This window comes from Priestia sp. JSM ZJ58 (genome assembly GCF_044383985.1).
Classification (GTDB): domain Bacteria; phylum Bacillota; class Bacilli; order Bacillales; family Bacillaceae_H; genus Priestia; species Priestia zanthoxyli.
Genome location: NZ_JBISEM010000001.1, coordinates 815,429 through 834,475, shown reverse-complemented (window position 1 = coordinate 834,475; position 19,047 = coordinate 815,429). Strand labels below are relative to the sequence as shown.

General features: G+C 38.9%; 18 protein-coding genes. 4 read left to right on the top strand and 14 right to left on the bottom strand.

Annotated elements, in window-relative coordinates; translation table 11 throughout:
* Positions 1 to 2: 2 nt before the first annotated feature.
* From ACH6EI_RS04225 to ACH6EI_RS04195, 7 genes are all read right to left on the bottom strand, one after another.
* Positions 3 to 1,292: a lysine N(6)-hydroxylase/L-ornithine N(5)-oxygenase family protein gene (locus ACH6EI_RS04225; RefSeq protein ID WP_108674295.1), complete on the bottom strand. Its 1,290-nt coding sequence runs from the start codon at positions 1,290 to 1,292 to the stop codon at positions 3 to 5.
* On the bottom strand, positions 1,271 to 1,864 hold the full coding sequence (locus tag ACH6EI_RS04220) for a GNAT family N-acetyltransferase (RefSeq protein WP_028415137.1): 594 nt from the start codon (positions 1,862 to 1,864) through the stop codon (positions 1,271 to 1,273). Before ACH6EI_RS04220 ends, ACH6EI_RS04225 begins: the two co-directional genes overlap by 22 nt.
* Positions 1,861 to 3,615 (bottom strand): IucA/IucC family protein, encoded by a 1,755-nt coding sequence (locus ACH6EI_RS04215; RefSeq protein WP_028415138.1) that lies wholly within the window; start codon positions 3,613 to 3,615, stop codon positions 1,861 to 1,863. The genes ACH6EI_RS04220 and ACH6EI_RS04215 overlap by 4 nt, the downstream gene beginning before the upstream one ends.
* A complete protein-coding gene (locus ACH6EI_RS04210) occupies positions 3,593 to 5,113 on the bottom strand; it encodes a pyridoxal phosphate-dependent decarboxylase family protein (protein ID WP_099331243.1) in 1,521 nt (506 codons plus the stop codon). The genes ACH6EI_RS04215 and ACH6EI_RS04210 overlap by 23 nt, the downstream gene beginning before the upstream one ends.
* A 1-nt stretch (position 5,114) precedes the next feature.
* Positions 5,115 to 6,479 (bottom strand): aspartate aminotransferase family protein, encoded by a 1,365-nt coding sequence (locus tag ACH6EI_RS04205; protein WP_099331244.1) that lies wholly within the window; start codon positions 6,477 to 6,479, stop codon positions 5,115 to 5,117.
* A gap of 262 nt (positions 6,480 to 6,741) precedes the next feature.
* Positions 6,742 to 7,434 carry a copper homeostasis protein CutC gene (locus ACH6EI_RS04200; protein ID WP_014458532.1) on the bottom strand — a complete coding sequence of 231 codons (693 nt, stop codon included), beginning with the start codon at positions 7,432 to 7,434 and terminating at the stop codon, positions 6,742 to 6,744.
* A gap of 251 nt (positions 7,435 to 7,685) precedes the next feature.
* Complete coding sequence (locus ACH6EI_RS04195) at positions 7,686 to 8,426, bottom strand: hypothetical protein (protein WP_397376847.1); 741 nt, start codon at positions 8,424 to 8,426, stop codon at positions 7,686 to 7,688.
* A gap of 165 nt (positions 8,427 to 8,591) precedes the next feature.
* On the opposite strand from ACH6EI_RS04195, the gene ACH6EI_RS04190 reads away from it, so the two are divergent.
* Both ACH6EI_RS04190 and ACH6EI_RS04185 read left to right on the top strand, forming a co-directional pair.
* A complete protein-coding gene (locus ACH6EI_RS04190; RefSeq protein WP_099331246.1) occupies positions 8,592 to 10,019 on the top strand; it encodes a cryptochrome/photolyase family protein in 1,428 nt (475 codons plus the stop codon).
* Positions 10,020 to 10,258: 239 nt separating this feature from the next.
* Positions 10,259 to 11,464, top strand: a complete 1,206-nt coding sequence (locus tag ACH6EI_RS04185; protein ID WP_397376845.1) for an ATP-binding protein — start codon at positions 10,259 to 10,261, stop codon at positions 11,462 to 11,464.
* 36 nt (positions 11,465 to 11,500) lie between these two features.
* Here ACH6EI_RS04185 and ACH6EI_RS04180 read toward each other — a convergent pair whose 3' ends face one another.
* Positions 11,501 to 11,995 carry a metal-dependent hydrolase gene (locus ACH6EI_RS04180; RefSeq protein ID WP_224357778.1) on the bottom strand — a complete coding sequence of 165 codons (495 nt, stop codon included), beginning with the start codon at positions 11,993 to 11,995 and terminating at the stop codon, positions 11,501 to 11,503.
* A 107-nt stretch (positions 11,996 to 12,102) separates the two neighbouring features.
* On the bottom strand, positions 12,103 to 12,270 hold the full coding sequence (locus ACH6EI_RS04175) for a hypothetical protein (RefSeq protein WP_165573659.1): 168 nt from the start codon (positions 12,268 to 12,270) through the stop codon (positions 12,103 to 12,105).
* A 124-nt stretch (positions 12,271 to 12,394) separates the two neighbouring features.
* On the opposite strand from ACH6EI_RS04175, the gene ACH6EI_RS04170 reads away from it, so the two are divergent.
* On the top strand, positions 12,395 to 12,637 hold the full coding sequence (locus ACH6EI_RS04170; protein ID WP_028411356.1) for a hypothetical protein: 243 nt from the start codon (positions 12,395 to 12,397) through the stop codon (positions 12,635 to 12,637).
* 36 nt (positions 12,638 to 12,673) lie between these two features.
* On the opposite strand, the gene ACH6EI_RS04165 is transcribed toward ACH6EI_RS04170, so the two are convergent.
* The 3 genes from ACH6EI_RS04165 to gabT form a co-directional block, all read right to left on the bottom strand.
* Positions 12,674 to 14,098, bottom strand: a complete 1,425-nt coding sequence (locus ACH6EI_RS04165) for an NAD-dependent succinate-semialdehyde dehydrogenase (RefSeq protein ID WP_028411357.1) — start codon at positions 14,096 to 14,098, stop codon at positions 12,674 to 12,676.
* Between the two features lie 31 nt (positions 14,099 to 14,129).
* Positions 14,130 to 15,500, bottom strand: coding sequence for a sigma-54 interaction domain-containing protein (locus ACH6EI_RS04160; protein ID WP_028411358.1), 1,371 nt, complete (start codon positions 15,498 to 15,500; stop codon positions 14,130 to 14,132).
* A 148-nt stretch (positions 15,501 to 15,648) separates the two neighbouring features.
* Positions 15,649 to 17,004, bottom strand: a complete 1,356-nt coding sequence (gene gabT, locus ACH6EI_RS04155) for a 4-aminobutyrate--2-oxoglutarate transaminase (RefSeq protein ID WP_028411359.1) — start codon at positions 17,002 to 17,004, stop codon at positions 15,649 to 15,651.
* A 276-nt stretch (positions 17,005 to 17,280) separates the two neighbouring features.
* Here gabT and ACH6EI_RS04150 point away from each other — a divergent pair, with 276 nt between their 5' ends.
* Positions 17,281 to 17,706 carry a DUF2621 domain-containing protein gene (locus ACH6EI_RS04150; RefSeq protein WP_028411360.1) on the top strand — a complete coding sequence of 142 codons (426 nt, stop codon included), beginning with the start codon at positions 17,281 to 17,283 and terminating at the stop codon, positions 17,704 to 17,706.
* A 31-nt stretch (positions 17,707 to 17,737) separates the two neighbouring features.
* Here ACH6EI_RS04150 and ACH6EI_RS04145 read toward each other — a convergent pair whose 3' ends face one another.
* Both ACH6EI_RS04145 and ACH6EI_RS04140 read right to left on the bottom strand, forming a co-directional pair.
* Entirely contained in the window at positions 17,738 to 18,229 is a 492-nt protein-coding gene (locus ACH6EI_RS04145) for a CcdC family protein (RefSeq protein WP_013084715.1), read from the bottom strand.
* Positions 18,230 to 18,334: 105 nt separating this feature from the next.
* Entirely contained in the window at positions 18,335 to 18,892 is a 558-nt protein-coding gene (locus ACH6EI_RS04140) for a DUF2179 domain-containing protein (protein ID WP_013058767.1), read from the bottom strand.
* Positions 18,893 to 19,047 lie beyond the last annotated feature (155 nt).

The window sequence follows — 19,047 nt, the reverse complement described above, 5'->3', positions numbered from 1 at the left end:
TCTTAAAATCCGAACTTTTGGAAAACAGTATTTTTATATATTTTGTACACGCTTTTGCCTGCAATTTGGTTAATCAAAACAGCATTGCGATTAGCGCCTAAACCTAAGTCCGGTGCTCCAACTCCGTGTGTATGAAGCTCTCCGTTTTGCACAAATAGCGGGGCTCCTTTCTTCTTCATCTCAACTTGATAGCGTTCGTTAATTTTCAGCTGGCCTTTTTCATCGAATAGTACATGTTCTTTTAAACCTTCCATAAAAGCAGGCTCTTTTGCATGATAGCCAGTAGCCATAATGACAATTTCACTTTCTTCTTTTTCAAATGAGTCCTGCTCGTATTGGTGAAGAGTCAGAAGATGTGTATCGTTTATCTTTTCAACGCCTGCAAGTTCCGTAAGCGCGCGCATCGTTAGAGGCACTTCTTTTCCTCCAATTGTTCGTTCGTAAATCAAATCATAAATATTCCCGATTGTTTCAAAGCTTATTCCTTTATAGAGGAGAGCTTGATTTCGTAAAACGCTCTCTTTTTTCTCTTCGGGCAATCTGTAAAAATAGCGGGTATAATCCGGTGAAAAATGTTCAAGGCCAAGCTTTGAATATTCCATTGGATAAAAACCTTTTGAGCGCGTATACCAATTCAGCTTATACTCAAACTCAGGCTGCTGTTGAAGTAAATCATAGACAATTTCAGCTGCACTTTGACCAGAGCCAATTACGGTTATGCTTTTAGCCTGCAGCGTTTGCTGACGCTTCATTTTGTAATGAGCGGAGTGATAAAACGTATCGCTTGCCACTGTTTGAAAGTCTCTTGGCACTACGGGCTGCGTACCTACTCCAGTAACAAGATGATAGCTGTAATAGGTATAAAGCTTTCCTTCTTTTTCAACTGTTACTTCGTAGTAAGGCTTAGCGTCTTCATGCATTTTTACTTCTTTTACTGTGCTGTTAAATTCAAGCCCACTCAGCTGGCTCGCTACCCAGCGGCAATAGTGATTGTATTCATTTCTCGGAATATGAAACTTTTCAAAGAAATAAAACTGATACAAGCGCTCATGCTCATGCAAATAATTTAAGAACGTGTATGGACTCTTCGGATCCACCATCGTGACCACATCTGCCATAAACGGCACTTGAAGTGTTGTCCCTTCTAAAAGCATTCCTGGATGCCAATTAAACTCATCCTTTTGTTCAAAACATTTATATGTACAATCTTTTTTATCAATTAAAGCGGCTAATCCTAAATTAAATGGACCAACTCCTACTCCAATTACGTCTAAAATGTCCCGTTGTTCCATTCGCTCCACCTTCTTTCAAATACTTCTCTTTCACATTTCATCAGTACACCCGTTTTATCAGGCAGCGACACTTCTTTCATGAATTGAAACCCGCATTTTTTAAATACTGCAATCATTTTTTCATTTCGTCTATCTGGCTCCGCTATTACTTTAGCAGTGTCTGCTACGTTAAACTTATGCTTTAGCAAACTAAGAAGGAGCGGATAAATATAGCCTTTTCCTAAAAAAGCAGGTTCTCCAATCAATAAATGAATTCCTTGATCTCCTTTTTCATAAGGATAATAGTTACTGATTATGTCACCTTCAACCATATAAGATTCCCAATAGCTCATAGGTACACCATCAATTTCTCCGATTAGCAGCTTTTGATGAGAATCAGCTAGAAATGTTTTTAAATGCTGCTCGTACGCCTGTTTTGAAATATTTAAATTCCAATACGGAATAACATGCGGTTCATGCATCCACTTGTACAGCCGTTCGAAATCTTTTGCAAAAGAAACAGAGCGAAAGGTAATGCTCTGCTCCTTTTGCTGAATCATAAATGGATACTGCGTTTGCAAGGCTGATTTCATACACGTACACCTGCAGATTCGAACAATGGATTCTCGACATTTACATAAACAGACTGTGTTTCAAGAGATCCTACCAGCTCATCCATATCATGAACGCGCGTTAAGAAGTTGGCTTTGCAAGGAAGCACTTTCTCTTCTAACATTGATGAAACAAGCCCTGTATGATCATTTTCTTTGTACATCTCGATCTCTTGTCGCAAAATCAATAGCAGATCTGATTCTTGAGCGAGGCCAGCTGCACCAAAAGCGTTAACTAATCCTAAAATATGATTAAAAAATACGTAATAACGAAATCTTTCTTCTGCTACAGCGTCATCACAGACCGTATCGCTTTCTCCGTTTAAGGAAGGAAGCAGCTTGCGAAGCTCTTGTTCCTTTGATTTCATAAAGTAATAGCCTTGGTTATCGCGGTAGTAAAACACCGATGGATATCCGTTTTCATCAAGTTTAATAACGGAGTTTTGCTGATGAGCTTCCAGCGCAATTCCTTTTTGAGTGTAAAGCCACATCATAGGATGAAAAGATACGTCTAAATAGCGTTTAAACCAGCGCTTGCTTACATCTTCAGTCGTGCTATTTTCACTTGCAGCAATGTGATGAATAATATTTTCAATTTGAGAAGCTTCTCCAAACACATGATCTTGACACAAACTGGCTAGAAGTGTTGTACGATCCCCTTGCTTACCTTGAAAAGGATTGCTTCGAATCATAACTTCAAATCCAAGCTCCTTTTCTCCAAGCGTGATGTAAGCAGGGTCTTCAATTACTTGAAAAGCCGGATGATTTTCGTGAAGCTCCGCCTGTAATCCCTTTTGCAATAAACGGCTAACTTCTACCCCTCTGCTTAATTCTTTGCGTTTGTTCACTCTCAGTGAATTAGTGATTTTTACCGGAATGGAAAATTTGTACATCACATCTGCATTGTTACTGTATACGGTTCGAACAGACGAAGTCGGATAAAACGGCTGACCGTGTGGCCCTAGATAAGCAAGCCTGCCTTTTTGAATCCATTGGCACACTTCTTCTTTTCCTAAAAGATAACGAGCTTGTAGCGGATGCATAGGTATAAGTGAATAATCGTCCGCTTGGCAATAAGACTGTATGAATTCTTCAGAAACCGTCTTATCTTTTTTCAGCTGCTCTTTAATAAGCTGTGAAGCGGTTTGATTTCCAGCGGACTGTTCTGCAACGAGAGATGCATGCGCTTTAAAATAATGAAGCTGAAATTCCCCGTTCACTTCAGGTCCAAATACCTCTTCTTCTTCAGGTAATATCCCTTGGCGGCTTTTAGGTGTTGGATGCAGCTGGTGCCCAATAAGCAGGGACTGTTCAGATTCTAAGAACGTTTTGTCCCATTTATAGCACGTTTCTAACTCTTTCTGCCTTTTTTCAATGAATAATTTCATATTTTCATAGCTTAATAGAACACGTATAATTAGCTCATTTACTTGTACTAAATGATCCGTTACTTCTTTTAAAAGAAAGGCCAAAAGAGTGACGATATCTAACTCCTTAATCTCCTCTTGCTGAATACGATAAGAAAAGTTTGAAAAGAACAAGTGACGTCCGGTGGCTGAGCGGTACTTTACTGGAAAGTAAAGAGTTACCGGCTGTTTTTCTAGTCTAAGAACGAGCGTTTCCTCACTTTTTATTTCTGAAACGGACTGCCATACTCCCTTACCTGTCTCTCGAATATAGCAATTAATAATGTTTTGCATCGTAATAAAATTAGCCGATAACTGAGCGTTCACGTAATCGCTCCTCCTTTTTCTCCAACTGTTTGCCTAAAGCAACAACTTCCTCTAAATGAGTGACAACAGAATCAAATGTAATCATAGGATTTAACATCGTTAGTTTTAAATAGACTCGTTCTTTATGCTTTGTTTTTGCCATGATAAACGTGCCTTTTTCGTATAAGTGCTGCTGAATAAGCTGATTCAACCTATTTTCATAATGCTGCTGCTTTTGACAATCACTATATAAAATATCTGGTACATAGCGAAAGACAACCGCGTTCATATAAGGGTCATTTAACACTTCTACATTCCTTTGTTTTTGTAAGTAGTCAGCTGTTTGCTTAGCAGTTTCAATCGTGTGGTCAACCATTTCTCCGTATTCATTTGCACCTACTGCACCGAAAGTAAGCCAGAGCTTCAAGGCGTCAAACCGCTTTGTCGTTTGAATGCTGCGGTCTACTAAGTGCACATGCTCATCTTCTTCAGGATTTAAATAATCTGCATGAAGCTGAATGTGTTTAAACATAGCTGAATTTTTCAGCAAAAATGCTCCGCAGCTTACAGGCTGATAAAACCATTTATGAAAATCCATCGTAATAGAATCTGCTCGTTCAAGAGCTTTTAAGCGTTCACGATATTTATGCGAAAATAGCAGCGCTCCTCCATAAGCGGCGTCAGCATGGAGCCAGAGCCCTTCTTTTTTAGCAAGCTCACTTATTTCAAAAAGAGGATCTACGCTCCCAAAATCTGTTGTACCTGCCGTTGCTACAATAGCAAAGGGAAGGTTGCCCTGAGCTTTCACTTCCTGTATTGCTTCTTCTAAGCTTTTTATATCCATTTCATGCTGCTCATTGCACTTTACACTCACCACTGCACGCATGCCCAGCCCAAGCTGAGCTGCAGATTGTTGCACCGTAAAGTGCGCTTTTTCCGAGCAGAAAATCCGCAGTTTTTTAGCTTGGAACGGTAAGCCTTCTTTACTAACATCCATTGAAAAGGCAGAATGGCAATATTCATTACGAGCAAGCAGGAGTCCCATATAATTTGACTGCGTCCCTCCGCTTGTAAAAATGCCTGAAGATGAGCTTGGATAACCAATTTGTTGTGTTAACTCATCAATCACTTTATCTTCTATATACGTAGCTGCCGGACTTTGATCCCACGAGTCCATAGATTGATTCAAAGCAGAAATCATCACTTCCGCAGCAAGAGCCGGTATAATCGGAGGGCAATGCAAGTGCGCCATTGCTCCGGGATGCGAAATATGAAGCGAATGATTCATCACTACTGCTTGTACGTTATCAAATAAATCTTCTAGCGGCTGTTCGTGCTTGCTAAAATAGACAGAACGATTGACTAAGTTTGACAGCTCTTCAACGTCGATGTGAGTATAAGCGGACTTTAATTCATAGTAGTGACGTTTGATCATCTCAGTCATTCCGCCTATCATCGCTTCATAATTCTCGAGGCTTTCCTTTGTTGATGATAAAAACCACTTTTCAAACGGTGCCATTCTATTTATTCACCCACTTCTCTTCTGCTGCTTTTACCGCTTCTTCAAATTTCGTTAATATTTCATCCGTTTGTTGTTTTGTTAAAATTAATGGAGGAAGCAAACGAATAACAGCACCATGCCTTCCACCGACTTCTAAAATGACGCCTCTGTCAAAACATTCTTTTTGAATCAGCTTAGCTAACTCACCGTTTGCAGGATGACTGCCGATTTTATTAGCCGGCTTTGTCGCGTCGATGATTTCAACACCCAGCATCAAACCTCTTCCGCGTACATCCCCAATCGACAATACTTGCTTTTGAATATGTCTTAGCTGGCTTTGAATGTAGGCTCCCAACTCGTGAGCATGCGCAGGTAAGTTTTCTTGTTTTATAAATTGCAGAGTAGCCCGTCCTGTAGCCATTGCAAGCTGATTTCCTCTAAAGGTGCCGATATGTGCACCTGCTTCCCATTGATCAAGCCTTTTATCATACAGAACAACGGATAATGGAAGGCTTCCTCCAATTGCTTTAGACAGTACTAATACATCCGGTTCGATATCAGCGTGCTCAAATGCATACAGTTTTCCTGTTCGTCCAATTCCAGTTTGAACTTCATCCACAATAAGCGGAATATCTCGTTCTTTTGTAATTCGGCGAAGCTCTTTTAACCACGGAATCGGTGCTGGAACAGAACCTCCTTCTCCTTGTACAATTTCTACTACAACACCCGCTGGAGTCACAATTCCGCTTTCAGGATCATCCAGCATATTTTCAATATATGTACTAATATACGTGTGTCCTTCAGCACCTACGCCAAAAGGGCAGCGATATTCATATGGGTAGGGTAAAAAATGTGTATCTGGCACTAGCGCATGAATGTGCTTTTTTGGACTCGTTGTACCGCTGATGCTTAATGTTCCGTGTGTGGAGCCGTGATATCCCCCTTGAAAAGATAAAATCGTTCGGTTGCCTGTTGCTGTTTTCACAAGTTTCAAAGCCGCTTCAATTGCGTCTCCTCCAGTGGGACCGCAAAACTGAATTTTCGCTTTGTTTGCGAAATTTTCCGGCAAACTAGCGAACACTTCATCGATAAAAGCTTCTTTTACAGGCGTTGTTAAATCTAATGTATGTAAAGGAATAGATTTTGCTAAAACGTCTTGAATTGCTTCATGAACTACGTGATGGTTATGACCAAGAGCAAGTGTGCCGGCTCCGGCTAAACAATCAATATACTCTTTTCCATCCATATCCGTGATCACGGCGCCTTTTGCCTGTTTAATCGCAATAGGAAGGCGTCTAGGATAAGATCTTGCATTGGATTCTCGTTCATTTTGCATAGCAAGCAGCATTTCGTTTGATGTAAGTTGTTTCGTTGACGTTGACATATCATATCCTCCTGTTTGTTCGATTGATAATGATTTTCATTAACAATTACAACAATAAATGATAATGATTATCACTGTCAATAATTATTCTGAAAATATGAAATTATTCCTATTTCACTCTACAGTCGGAAAAACGCAGTATTTCTCTTATGTATCAAGGGTTAAAAGAGTTTTATGTTGTTTTCCAATTAGGGAAAACTATGTAATAAGTCCCTTTCTATTTCCAAATAAAAAAGTGCTACAATTTCTTGTAGCACTTCTGTTACTTTTGTTTATTCATCGTCTCTTTTGCAGCTTTTACACTCCTTGGGTCAAGCGGTTTCGTATACTGACAATTTACTCGAACCCCTGAACCAATACGAATTTCTTTCACGGGAGTAACGGATAAGAACGCTTGAAGATTTTCAGGCTTCAGCCCTTTTGTCCCGATTAAAATAATATCTTTATCTTTCATTCTTCTTAACAGCTTTTTAATATGAGGAATACCGTTTAGCGCACTTTTATCCGCTCCCGAAGTCATAACACGCTGAATTTGCTTATAGCTTAAAAGCGTTTCAAGCGCCTTTTCTTGATCACTGATTTCATCAAACGCTAAATGAAACGTTACGTTCATTTCTCCTGCCGCATCCAGCAGTCGCTTTAAAGCTTGCTCATCGATAATTTTGTCTTCTGTTAAACAGCCAATTTCAATTCCATCAATGCCAATTTCTCTTGCATAGTGAATATCTTCAATCATTGTTTGCAAATCATCTTCATCATATTGAAAAGATTGATTATGTGGACGGATCATCACAAATATTGGGATATGTATCGTTTCTTTCACTTTTTTCATCAAACCGTAGCTTGGGGTTAAGCCGCCTTCACCGATTCCAGTTACAAGACTTATACGATCGGCACCATGTTCCTGGGCAACTTTAGCATCATGTAAGGTTGCAGCTGTGACTTCTAATATCATTCTAAAAACACCCTTTCCCCTTTAATATAGAGCTTTTGCCTTCTTTTCCCTGTATTTATACTTAAAAAACTCTACCAAACTCTCTTATGTAAGAAAACACCCAAAAGATGTGATTAATATTTGCAAAAAATTGAATGTCATGGAAAAAGAGTAAGAACTATTCTTTTTCTCATGACGTTTCAATTAATAAAATTCTATATTTATACTAAAGATCCAAAAATACATCCCTTTTATCTAGGGTAAAGGATTTATTAAAAAGAGCGTGGATTTGTTTGTTGCATGAACATCCACTCATTTAAAGAATGAGGCTGCTGATGACCAACGGGTGCTGAGAAATCGCGGCATCCGCAATCATGCATCGGCATTTGACCCATCCCTCCGTGCATTGGCGGCATTCCACCTTGCATCGACATTTGACCCATTCCTCCGTGCATTGGCGGCATTCCTCCATGCATCGGCATTTGACCCATTCCTCCGTACATTGGCGGCATTCCACCTTGCATCGGCATTTGGCACATTCCTCCGTGCATTGGCGGCATTCCACCTTGCATCGACATTTGGCACATTCCTTCGTGCATTGGCGGCATTCCACCCTGCATCGGCATTTGACCCATCCCTCCGTGCATTGGCGGCATTCCACCCTGCATCGGCATTTGACCCATCCCTCCATGCATTGGCGGCATTCCGTCTTTCATCGGCATTTGATCCATCCCTCCATGCATTGGCGGTAGTTCTCCGTACATTGGCATTTGATTCATGTCTTTTTGCATAGTTGGCATTTGACTCATTCCGCCATGCATCGGCGGCATTCCGTCTTTCATCGGCGGCATTTCTCCGTGCATCGGCATTTGACTTGTGCCTTCTTGTATCGGCATTGCCTGCATTTCCTTTGCAGAAGGCATTGGCGGCATTTTAGCAGGTTTAGGTGCTGCTTGCATATATGGATTGGATATCGGTTGTCCGGTTTGTTTCATTCCATACGAATTTCTCATTTTTAAGGGCTCCTTCCCATTCTCTTACTCTGTTTACGTTATTCTTTTTACAATCAATCTGAAATTCGTCCATACGAAAATAGGCTTTCTACACATTCAAAATTGTAGAACGTATAAGAAAAAAGCTATAATCGAGGCAAATTGCAAATAGAAAGGTGGCACATGATGAAGAAAACCATTATCGTATGGATTCGAAAAGATTTTCGGTTAGTAGATAACCCAGCTCTATTTCACGCAGCGAAAGAAGGAATGGTTGTACCTGTTTATATTCATGATGACGATGAAGAAAGCTCAATGGGAAGTGCAAGTAAATGGTGGCTTCACCATGCGCTAAATGACTTCAAAACTTCGATCGAAAAAATAGAAGGAACGCTGATTATAAAAAAAGGAAACCCTAAAGATGTGTTGCAAAAGTTAATCCATGAAACGAATGCGCAAGATATTTATTGGAACAGACGCTATGAACCACATGCGCTAAAAAGAGATAAAGAGCTTCAAGCTTTTTTTTCAGAGCAACAAATAAATATTCGCACATTTGAGGGATTTCTCCTTCATGAACCTTGGAAAATCAAAAAAGAAAATGGAGATCCTTATAAAGTATTTACAGCTTACTATAAAGCTTCTCAAAAACATGCCGTATCTTCTACTGTAAAAAAAGTTACTTACATCCACGCCTTTTCTTCATCGATTGAATCTCTTTCAGTCTCAGATCTGGATTTGCTTCCAAGCATACCGTGGGATGAAACGATTAAGTCTACGTGGGACGCTACGGAACAAGGCGCTATTAATAGCTTCAAAACGTTTTTAAAGAATAAGCTGCTGCATTATGAAAAAGGACGAGATTTTCCTGCTGAAGCATTCAATTCATTCCTTTCTCCTTATTTCGCTTCAGGACAGCTCTCAGCTCGCGTTCTTTATCATTATTTAAGAAATAAAGCAGAAAAAGTAAGCTCTAATGCTTTTGAACATCAAGCTGAAATGTTTATTCGCCAACTTGTATGGAGAGATTTTGCTTATCAGCTGCTTTATCATTTCCCACACACTACAAGTGAACCGCTGAATGAAAAATTCAAGCAATTTCAGTGGGCGGACGGCAATGAAGAGCTTCAAGCTTGGAAAAATGGAAAAACCGGCTATCCCCTTGTCGATGCCGGAATGCGGGAGCTGTGGGAAACAGGGTTTATGCACAATCGAGTTCGAATGGTAGCTGCTTCCTTTTTAGTAAAACACCTTTTAATTCATTGGAAACACGGAGCAAATTGGTTTTTTGATACCTTAGTAGACGCAGATTTAGCTAACAACACAATGGGCTGGCAGTGGGTTGCAGGCTCGGGAGCAGACGCCGCGCCATATTTTCGTATCTTTAATCCAACTGCTCAATCAGAAAAATTTGATAAAGAAGGAGAATATATTAAAAAGTGGCTTCCAGAGCTTAGAGATCTGCCTTCCCCCTACATTCATAAACCTTGGGAGGCTCCAGCAGACGTATTAGAAAAAGCAAACGTTACGCTTGATAAAACATATCCCACTCCAATTGTCGATCATAAAGCAGCTAGAGAGCGTGCGCTAGAGCATTATCAAGACATCAAATAAGAGGTATTATTCACCTCTTATTTGATGTCTTAATTTTTTAAATGTGTAAAAATTCCCATTTTTTATCTATTTGCAACTAAAAACATGTATTTGAAATCCCTTTATAGGGTTTTCAAGCCCAATTCCCCTCTCTATAGCACATTTGATTTTTCATATTTTTTCCTATAATTTGAATATATAATAATGATTATATGTGCTTGAGAACTCTCTCACTGCATAGATCTGATTGGAGTGATTCGATGCCCGTTTGTCCTTCTTGTAACTATAAGGAAGATTATAATTTTTGCAGAATGTGCGGCACTCAAGTTCGGCACACCTTCACTAACCAAGAAGATCAGCTTTTTTATCCATTAAAAGATCGAATCATTGCGGATGACAATGAACCAAAGCATCAAGCTATTTTATCTCATACGCATGATTTAGTATGTGCTATTACTGAAGATGGCATTTATGAATACGCTTCTCCTTCTTACGCTAAAACATTAGGGGTTTATCCTGATGAACTTATTGGACAACATGTGCTTATCAATGCGTATCCTGAAGACAAGCACCTAATCTCGACTATTTTAGCTAACATGAGCAAAACAAAAGATGCCTCCACATTTGAATACCGGAAGTTTCACGTGAATGGCACCATCGTTTTATTAGAATGTAAAGGCGCTCCAATTATCACAGCTACTGGAGAAATCGAAGGGTTTGTATTTATCTCACGAGACGTAACAGAGAAAAGACAAGCAGAGAAAAAGATCCAGAATTCAGAAAAACTCTCTGTCATTGGTCACCTTGCTGCAAGTATCGCACACGAGGTTAGAAATCCTTTGACAACCATTAAAGGGTTTATACAACTGTTCAGTGAGACACAGCAGCCGAAAAAAACAATGATTTATCGAGATCTCATTCAGCACGAGCTCTCACAAATTGAACATATTATCGCAGAATTTATGAGTTTAGCTAAACGAGAGTACGCATATACAGAAAGCCTTATTATGACAGACTTGCTAGATGAGGTATTAAAGCAATTTGAATCGGTTACCGAAGTCAAAGACATCCACATCATTCGCCATTATCCAAAAGAATATCCCCTGCTCATTAGTGGGCAAAAAACACAGCTAACCCAAGTATTTATTCATATTATACAAAATGCCATTGATTCTATGGAAAGCGGCGGCAAGCTGGCTGTATCGATTGAAAAATCAGCTAGAGAAACGCTATGCATTGTGATAAAAGATAGCGGATGTGGAATTGACTCAAAGCGTATCCCTCATATAGGAGAGCCTTTTTATACAACAAAAGAACGAGGAATAGGCCTGGGACTAACCATTTGCAACAAAATTATTAACGAGCATAATGGCTTTTTCCACGTATCAAGTGAAGAAAATGACGGCACAAGCATTACCATTACCCTGCCTATGAAAACGCCTGAACTTTATGTGGTAGAAGTGTAAAAGAAGCCATCTAATTTACTCAGATGGCTTCTTTCTTTAAAACAGCTGGGTGTACAGCTGATACTTATAAAGCATATAGAAACTTCCTATCACTGCCAGGTAAAAGATGAGAGTCTCTGCTCCACCACCTGTTTCATATGTTAAAGGAGGCTTAAACTTCTTCTTGCTAAGAGGAGAGAAAAAAGGTACCCCTCTTTTAGAAAAGAAATCTCCAAGAATATGAAAAGCGTACCCATAGGCTATCCCTAATGTAAAATCGTTGTTATACATCGTATGTAAATAAAAAATAAGTCCACTTGCAAGAATAGAATGCGTGATACCTCGGTGTCCAAAAATAGATTTAATGACTTTTGCGAGACCAAGAGATCTTCTACCAATATATGAATTTGGTTCATCTATATCAGGAAGCAGCGCTCCAATCGCAATGCCTACAACATAAGGAAATGTAAACGAAGCTTCTCCTGTTATAGCCACACCGGCACCGGCAGCAATCGATGTTGCAATATGTGTGTGATATCTCAAATATGCCACCTTCTTTCTTTTTCAACTTAAGGCAAGCACCGTAACCAAAATCATACATATGTTCGCCCAACGTTAACTATAAGTGAAGGTGGTAAAAATGTCAAAATAATCTATAGTTATGTAAACTGCATACCGACTAACCCGATAAGCATCACAAGAAAACTAATAAGAGTACCCTTTCCATTTTTCTTTGCTCTTCCATCTTTTTTGACAATGGAATAAATCCACGTACTCGAATACACAGCGAATCCAAGAAAACCAAATAACGTGATATATGTAAACATGCCGAAACTCCTTTGCTTGTCATTACTATTAACTATACGAGATTTTTTCAAAAAAAACAAAGTAGTATGACGGCTTGTTTAATATCTCTTTCTTTTTCTTATACTAAGAAGAGGAGGGATGGCTATGCACCAAAAGCAGTTGGAAGATATATTTGACTTTTATGGACTGAGCGAGGTTTATCGAGGCAAATTTGAAGATGTTGAACACCACTGGTTATTTAAAGACGCCGAACCAACTATACTAGAAGATTTTTTTAATTCTCACGATTGCGAAGACCTTGCATGCTGTACTCTTGAGGAGTTTTGTTTTTTATTCATGAATTTCCAATCAATCCATGCACAAATTCCCCACGTGTACTATTACTAAAAAAGTGATTTCGCAGGAAAGCGAAATCACTTTTTATTAAAAGCCTAAAGAAATATATTTTACTTCTAAATATTCTTCAATTCCGTAATGTCCGCCTTCACGTCCAAGTCCACTTTCTTTAAAGCCGCCAAACGGCGCTTGTGGTGTAGAAGGTAGTCCATCATTTAGCCCTACAATACCATATTCTAAAGCTTCAGCAATACGAATAGCTTCTGAAATATTTTCAGTGAACACATAAGCTGCTAATCCGTAAGGCGAGTTATTTGCACGGCGAATAACTTCTTCTTCTGTTTGATACGTTGCAATTGGAGCAATTGGTCCGAATGTTTCTTCGTACATACAAAGCATGTCATCCGTTGCACCATCTACAACCGTAGGCTCAACAAAAAGTCCGCTTCCCTCTTCGCGTACAGCCCCTCCAGTCAAGACGTTTCCACCCTTTGCTACAACATCATCTAAGTGGCGCTTTACTTTTTCTAACGCTTTTTCATCGATTAAAGGTCCGATATCCGTACCTTCTTCTAAGCCGTTTCCGACTTTCAGCTGACTAACAGCTGCTGCAAACTGCTCTGCGAACGGTTTAGCAATAGACTCGTGCACGTAGATGCGGTTTGTACATACGCATGTTTGACCAGCGTTACGGAATTTAGAAGCAATTGCATTTGTTACTGCTTTATCTAAATCAGCATTTGCTGTTACGATAAACGGAGCGTGTCCTCCTAATTCTAAAGACACTTTTTTAACCGTATCAGCTGCTCCGCGCATTAATAGTTTACCTACTTCTGTAGAGCCCGTAAACGATAGTTTGCGTACGCGTCCATCTTGCAGCCACGCTTCTCCAATTGCTTTTGCATCTCCTGTAACTACATTCATTACCCCTTTTGGAATACCTGCTTCCTGCGCCAGCTCTGCTAGACGAAGAGCCGTTAGTGGCGTTTGTTCTGCCGGTTTAATAACCGCTGTACATCCAGCTGCTAAAGCTGGCGCTACTTTACGCGTAATCATAGCTGCTGGGAAGTTCCAAGGTGTAATAGCTGCCATAACTCCCACAGGCTGCTTATGAGCAAATAATCGTTTATTAGGAGAAGAAGCTGGAATTGTTTCTCCGTAAATGCGTTTTCCTTCTTCTGCGTACCATGAAACGAATCCGTTGGCATAGCCAATTTCACCTTTTGCTTCTTTAAGAGGCTTACCTTGCTCGACTGTCATGATTTCAGCAAGTTCATCGGTGTGTTCTTCGATCAGCTGATGCCATTTAAATAATAATTTACCGCGCTCTTCTGCTGTTTTTTTAGACCATGTTTGAAACGCTTCATAGGCAGCATCTGCTGCTAGCTTTGCTTCTTTTTCTCCGCCTTTTGCAACGGTAGCTACTACTTCATTTGTTGCTGGATTTACCACTTCGTATGTATCATTTGCTGAAACAAATTCTCCGTTAATATATAAGTTTGCTTGCTTCATATTTCTTCACTCCCTGCTTAAATTTATCTACTCACTGTTCGGTACTGTCCGACACATATTTTCGAATTTTACGGCTCGCTTGTGATTGACTAATACCAAGCTGTTCGGCTACTTTGTAAGATGACCTATGCTGTTCAAACGCCTTGATGACCATTTCTTTTTCCACATGTTCAATCATTTCAGGAAGCGTATGCACAGGTGGATCGATAGCAAACTCTTTTGCAAATGGCAAGTCTTTAAGCGTAATCATTTCTTCTCCTGTAACAACCAGACGCTCAATGATATTTTCCACTTCACGAACGTTTCCTTTCCATTCCTGCCCTAAAAATGCATCTAATGCCTTTGGTGATAAGCGTACATTACGTTCGTATACCGTATTAAAATGATGAAGAAACTGATAGACAAGAGGCAGAATATCTTCTTTTCGCTCTCGTAAAGGTGGGATCGTAATTGGCACCACGTTAAGTCGATAGTACAAATCACGTCTAAACTTTCCTTCTTCGACCATTTGCTCCAGATTTTGATTCGTAGCAGCAATAATTCGTACGTCTATTGATACTGCTCTTGTTGAGCCCACGGGACGAATTGTACGGTCTTGCAGTACATGGAGCAACTTACTTTGTGCTGAAAGAGAAAGTTCACCAATCTCATCTAGAAAAAGCGTGCCTTCGTTCGAAAGCTCAATGATCCCTTTTTTCCCTTCGCGAAATGCTCCAGTGAACGTACCGCCTTCATAGCCAAATAGCTCTGACTCAATAAGCTGTTCAGGAAGCGCTGCACAATTAAGCTCATGATACGGCTGCTGTTTTCTTGTACTAAGCTGATGAAGCAGTTTTGCTACTCTGCTTTTTCCTACCCCTGTTTCTCCAAGTAAGAGAACGGTTGTATTTACAGAAGCAACTCGTTGAATGGTTGAAAAAACTTTTTTCATCGCTTCGCTTTTTGTTACGATTCCTTCTAAATCTACGGATTCGTTTAACTCTTTTTTATAGTTTTCAAGCTGTTCTTCCATCTCTTCTACTTTTCGTTTTAATTCCATTAAGTCTGTGAGATCTCGAGAATAGCTAATAACACTTTTCAATTGCCCGTCATTAGTAAATACTGGCCTAGTCCGCACATGAAGATATCGGCCTGAGTTTGTTTTTTGAACCAATTCAATTGCTTGATTAGATTCAATCACCTTTAACGTGGCCGAAGGATAAAAGATGCCCATTTCCTGAAGTTCTTTTACGTGCTTTCCAATAAAATCTTCCACTTTCAAAGCATAATTTTTTTCACACTCTGAATTTACAACTAATACATACCCATTTGCATCAGTTACAAAGATTTCATCAAATGATGACTCAAATATATCGTAAAGTTCGTCGTTAATTTGCTGAATCTGCTTTTTATGAATGGTCATTTGAATCACCTTTTCGTCAAAAAATAATTATTATTTTATTTTATCAGAAAATGAAAAATCTATAAATAGAGTGTCCAAACATATCCATTCTTTGTGATTCATGAAGAATGAGTGAAGAGTTCTCTCTTCACTCATGCCTCAATTTCTCTTATACTTCAACCGTTTGCTGCACGCTTGCTTCTAGTGCTGCTTCAAAAATAGCTAAGCCTTCTTCTAGCTGCTCATCTGTAATAACAATCGGCATTAAGATACGAAGAACGTTTCCGAATACTCCCGCGCTAAGCAGTAATAATCCACGTTTGTTTGCTTCTTTTACGATGCGCTGTGTAAGCTCTTTATCCGCTTCTTTTGTTTCGCGGTCTTTCACAAGCTCGATAGCAGACATAGCTCCTAATCCGCGGATATCACCGATACAGTCATATTTTTCTGCTAATTTTTCAAATCGTGATGTTACCACTTTTCCAAGGTACTCACCGCGTTCATTTAGCTTTTCTTCTTCAATGATATCAAGTACAGCTAAAGCCGCTTCACATCCAAGAGGGCTTCCGCAGTACGTTCCGCCAAGCTCACCAGGATTAGATTCATCCATGATTTCAGCGCGGCCGATGACACCACTAATCGGTACACCAGCTCCTAGTGATTTAGATACTGTAATTAAATCTGGTGCAACGTCAAAGTGTTCAATACCGAAGTAGCGGCCCGTACGTGCAAAACCAGCTTGAATTTCATCTGATACAAATAAAATTCCGTGCTCTTTACATAATTGATACACTTCTTGCACAAAACGTTTACCTGGAACAATGAAACCACCTTCGCCTTGAATTGGCTCCATTACAACAGCTGCAATCGTTTCTGGTGCTACTTCTGTATTTAAGAAGTTTTTGAATTCAGTGATCATAAACTCTTCGTATGCTTCAACTGATAATCCTTGTGGGCGGCGATACTCATAAGGATATGGAGCTTTGTATACTTCAGGAGCAAACGGTCCAAATTCATATTTATATGGCTTTACTTTACTTGTCATTGTCATTGTCATTAATGTACGGCCATGGAAACCGCGGTTAAATGAAATAATTCCTTGACGCTTTGTATATTTACGAGCAATTTTCACTGCATTTTCTACAGCTTCTGCTCCGCTATTTAAAAGTAATACTTTCTTGTCAAATTCACCAGGAGCAATTGCTGCTAGTCTTTCTGCAAGCTCTACATATGACTCATACATCATGACATTAAATCCTGTGTGAATAAAACGGTCTACTTGCTTGTGAAGCGCTTCTTTCACTTTTGGATGACTATGACCTACATTGATTGTGCCAATTGCCCCTACGAAATCAATAAACGTATTGCCATCGACATCTTTAACGATCGCCCCTTCAGCCGTATCAGCAAATGTCGGAATGCCATAACTTACACCTTTCGGAATGGCACGGTGTCTTCTATCTAATAATTGCTTTGCATTTTCTCCCGGTAAATTTGTTGCTACTTTGCTAAAAGTTTGACTCATTTTTTATCTTCCTCTCATATTAAATAATTCTTCAATTAGTTTATATGCAAAAAACGTGCCAACTTTTAAAAGGCTGAAAAATAAGCATTTTTAGATAATTCTAACGATAATTCACTTATCGATAAGTCAATATAAACTTATCAATAAGTCAAAAATGACTCTCTTTTCACATAAAGTGCAGGAATTTTATATTGCCATAAAAGGAACAAGGCTTTTATAATAAATGTATAAATATAGTAATGTTATGATTAATCTCTTTATAAAGGAGTGAAAAATATGCTAGAGGGCTGGTTTTTATGGGTTATTTTATTTTGGGTTGTCTTTTTAATGAGCATGTTTGCTATCGGCGGATTTTTTATGTTCAGAAAATTTTTAAAGCGCTTACCAAAAGAAGACGGCATGTCTGAACTTGATTGGCAAGATCACTATCTTTCCAAAACCATTCACCTTTGGTCAGCGGATCAAAAGCAGCTATTAAACGTTCTTGTTGAACCAGTACCTGAACTATTTCGCGATGTGGCCAAACAAAAAATTGCAGGGAAAATTGGGGAACTCGCACTTGAGGAACAAGCCGCCTCTATAACAGAAGACTTAATCGTACGTGGATACATCTTAGCTACGCCTAAACGTGATCATAAATTTTTATTAAAAACATTAAAAAAGCAAAAAATAGATGCCGTCCCTTATCAGCATTTATTTTAAATCAAAAAAGGTGGCTGCGTAGCCACCTTTTTTAATTTAATATCGTTGTATTTCCAAGACGATCATTGTGCAGCTTTCGTTCGAGCTTTTTGTACGATGTGTACATCGCAATGCGCCAAGGTACAATCATACCAAATGCTAAAATCCAGAACATACCGCCAAGCTGGCCAACATCAATTGAAGAACTTAAATATATTTTCATTGCAATTCGAATAATAAGCAAACCAATAATAATGAATGCAAAAGCTTTTGAACGCTTCAAGTAAATATGATCGTCACGAATTTCAAATTTAGACGTTTTAATTAACAGGATTGAGAAGATCATGCCTGCTATTAACGCCTCAAGCAGTTCTGCACCCGTTACTCGAAACATTGGAAAGATAAACATTAACGCTCCCGTACTCATAAAAAAAGGCGGAAGTATAATTTTTTTTGCATTCGTTGGTTTATCAGCAGCTTTCATTCGAACAACTAATATGAAAGAAGCCATAAAAATTGCGACAAGTGTTGAAGCAATAACCAATGAAATCCTTCCTTTACTATAGTTTAGTGTGTACTTATATTATAATCCAAAAAACATCAGAAGTAAAAGTGCAACAAAAAAAACAGAAGAGGATCTCTTCTGTTTTTATTTAGTAGAGGTAATATCTGCTTTTGCTTTTTGCTTTTGTTTTTGCTTTTTCATTGCTTTTAGTAAGAACCCGCCTTTAAATTTACGAGGCTCGTATGAAATAATGAAAGCACGAGGCTCATATTCTTCAATGAATGCTAATAGCTCTTCTTCTCTACTTCTTTTTGTTAAAATGTCTAATCTATAGCGTGCACTGTCTCTTCCTTCACCTTGGTACACAGTAACACCAAAACCTTCCTGTCGAAGGCGGTTAATTAACTCTTCATTTTTGGTCATAAGGTTAACTAAGAATGTTGTATATCCGATAGCAAGCCTAGATTCGATATAACTTCCAAGTATAATTCCCACTCCAAATCCAACTGCGTATACAACCATAGCAAGCGTGCTTTGATCTCCTGAAAATACTAGGGATAAGCCAAATACATAAATTAACGCTTCAACAAATCCAAAAACTGAGGCATACATACTCATACCTTTGACTAAAAAAATTGTGCGCAGCGTCAAGATCGGTACATAGATCAGTTGCAAAAGCAAGATTAACAAAATATCTTTCAATTTATACACCTCTTTTTAACAATTAAAAATATGACGATTTCATTGTATCACTCCGTATTTATAGAAGATATAGTAAAAATAAATTTTTCTATATATTTTTTCGAGTCATATTCTTGCTTATTTCCTAAGAGCTAAAATGAACGTTTGGTCTTTAA

Coding starts and splice junctions, on each gene's coding strand:
- ACH6EI_RS04195 (WP_397376847.1), bottom strand. CDS start 8,426: ATGAGAAATTCGTATGGAATGAAACAAACCGGACAACCGATATCCAAT.
- ACH6EI_RS04160 (WP_028411358.1), bottom strand. CDS start 15,500: ATGACCATTCATAAAAAGCAGATTCAGCAAATTAACGACGAACTTTAC.
- gabT (WP_028411359.1), bottom strand. CDS start 17,004: ATGAGTCAAACTTTTAGCAAAGTAGCAACAAATTTACCGGGAGAAAAT.
- ACH6EI_RS04165 (WP_028411357.1), bottom strand. CDS start 14,098: ATGAAGCAAGCAAACTTATATATTAACGGAGAATTTGTTTCAGCAAAT.
- ACH6EI_RS04190 (WP_099331246.1), top strand. CDS start 8,592: ATGAAGAAAACCATTATCGTATGGATTCGAAAAGATTTTCGGTTAGTA.
- ACH6EI_RS04150 (WP_028411360.1), top strand. CDS start 17,281: ATGCTAGAGGGCTGGTTTTTATGGGTTATTTTATTTTGGGTTGTCTTT.
- ACH6EI_RS04220 (WP_028415137.1), bottom strand. CDS start 1,864: ATGAAATCAGCCTTGCAAACGCAGTATCCATTTATGATTCAGCAAAAG.
- ACH6EI_RS04205 (WP_099331244.1), bottom strand. CDS start 6,479: ATGTCAACGTCAACGAAACAACTTACATCAAACGAAATGCTGCTTGCT.
- ACH6EI_RS04175 (WP_165573659.1), bottom strand. CDS start 12,270: ATGTTTACATATATCACGTTATTTGGTTTTCTTGGATTCGCTGTGTAT.
- ACH6EI_RS04185 (WP_397376845.1), top strand. CDS start 10,259: ATGCCCGTTTGTCCTTCTTGTAACTATAAGGAAGATTATAATTTTTGC.
- ACH6EI_RS04210 (WP_099331243.1), bottom strand. CDS start 5,113: ATGGCACCGTTTGAAAAGTGGTTTTTATCATCAACAAAGGAAAGCCTC.
- ACH6EI_RS04225 (WP_108674295.1), bottom strand. CDS start 1,292: ATGGAACAACGGGACATTTTAGACGTAATTGGAGTAGGAGTTGGTCCA.
- ACH6EI_RS04170 (WP_028411356.1), top strand. CDS start 12,395: ATGCACCAAAAGCAGTTGGAAGATATATTTGACTTTTATGGACTGAGC.
- ACH6EI_RS04200 (WP_014458532.1), bottom strand. CDS start 7,434: ATGATATTAGAAGTCACAGCTGCAACCTTACATGATGCTAAAGTTGCC.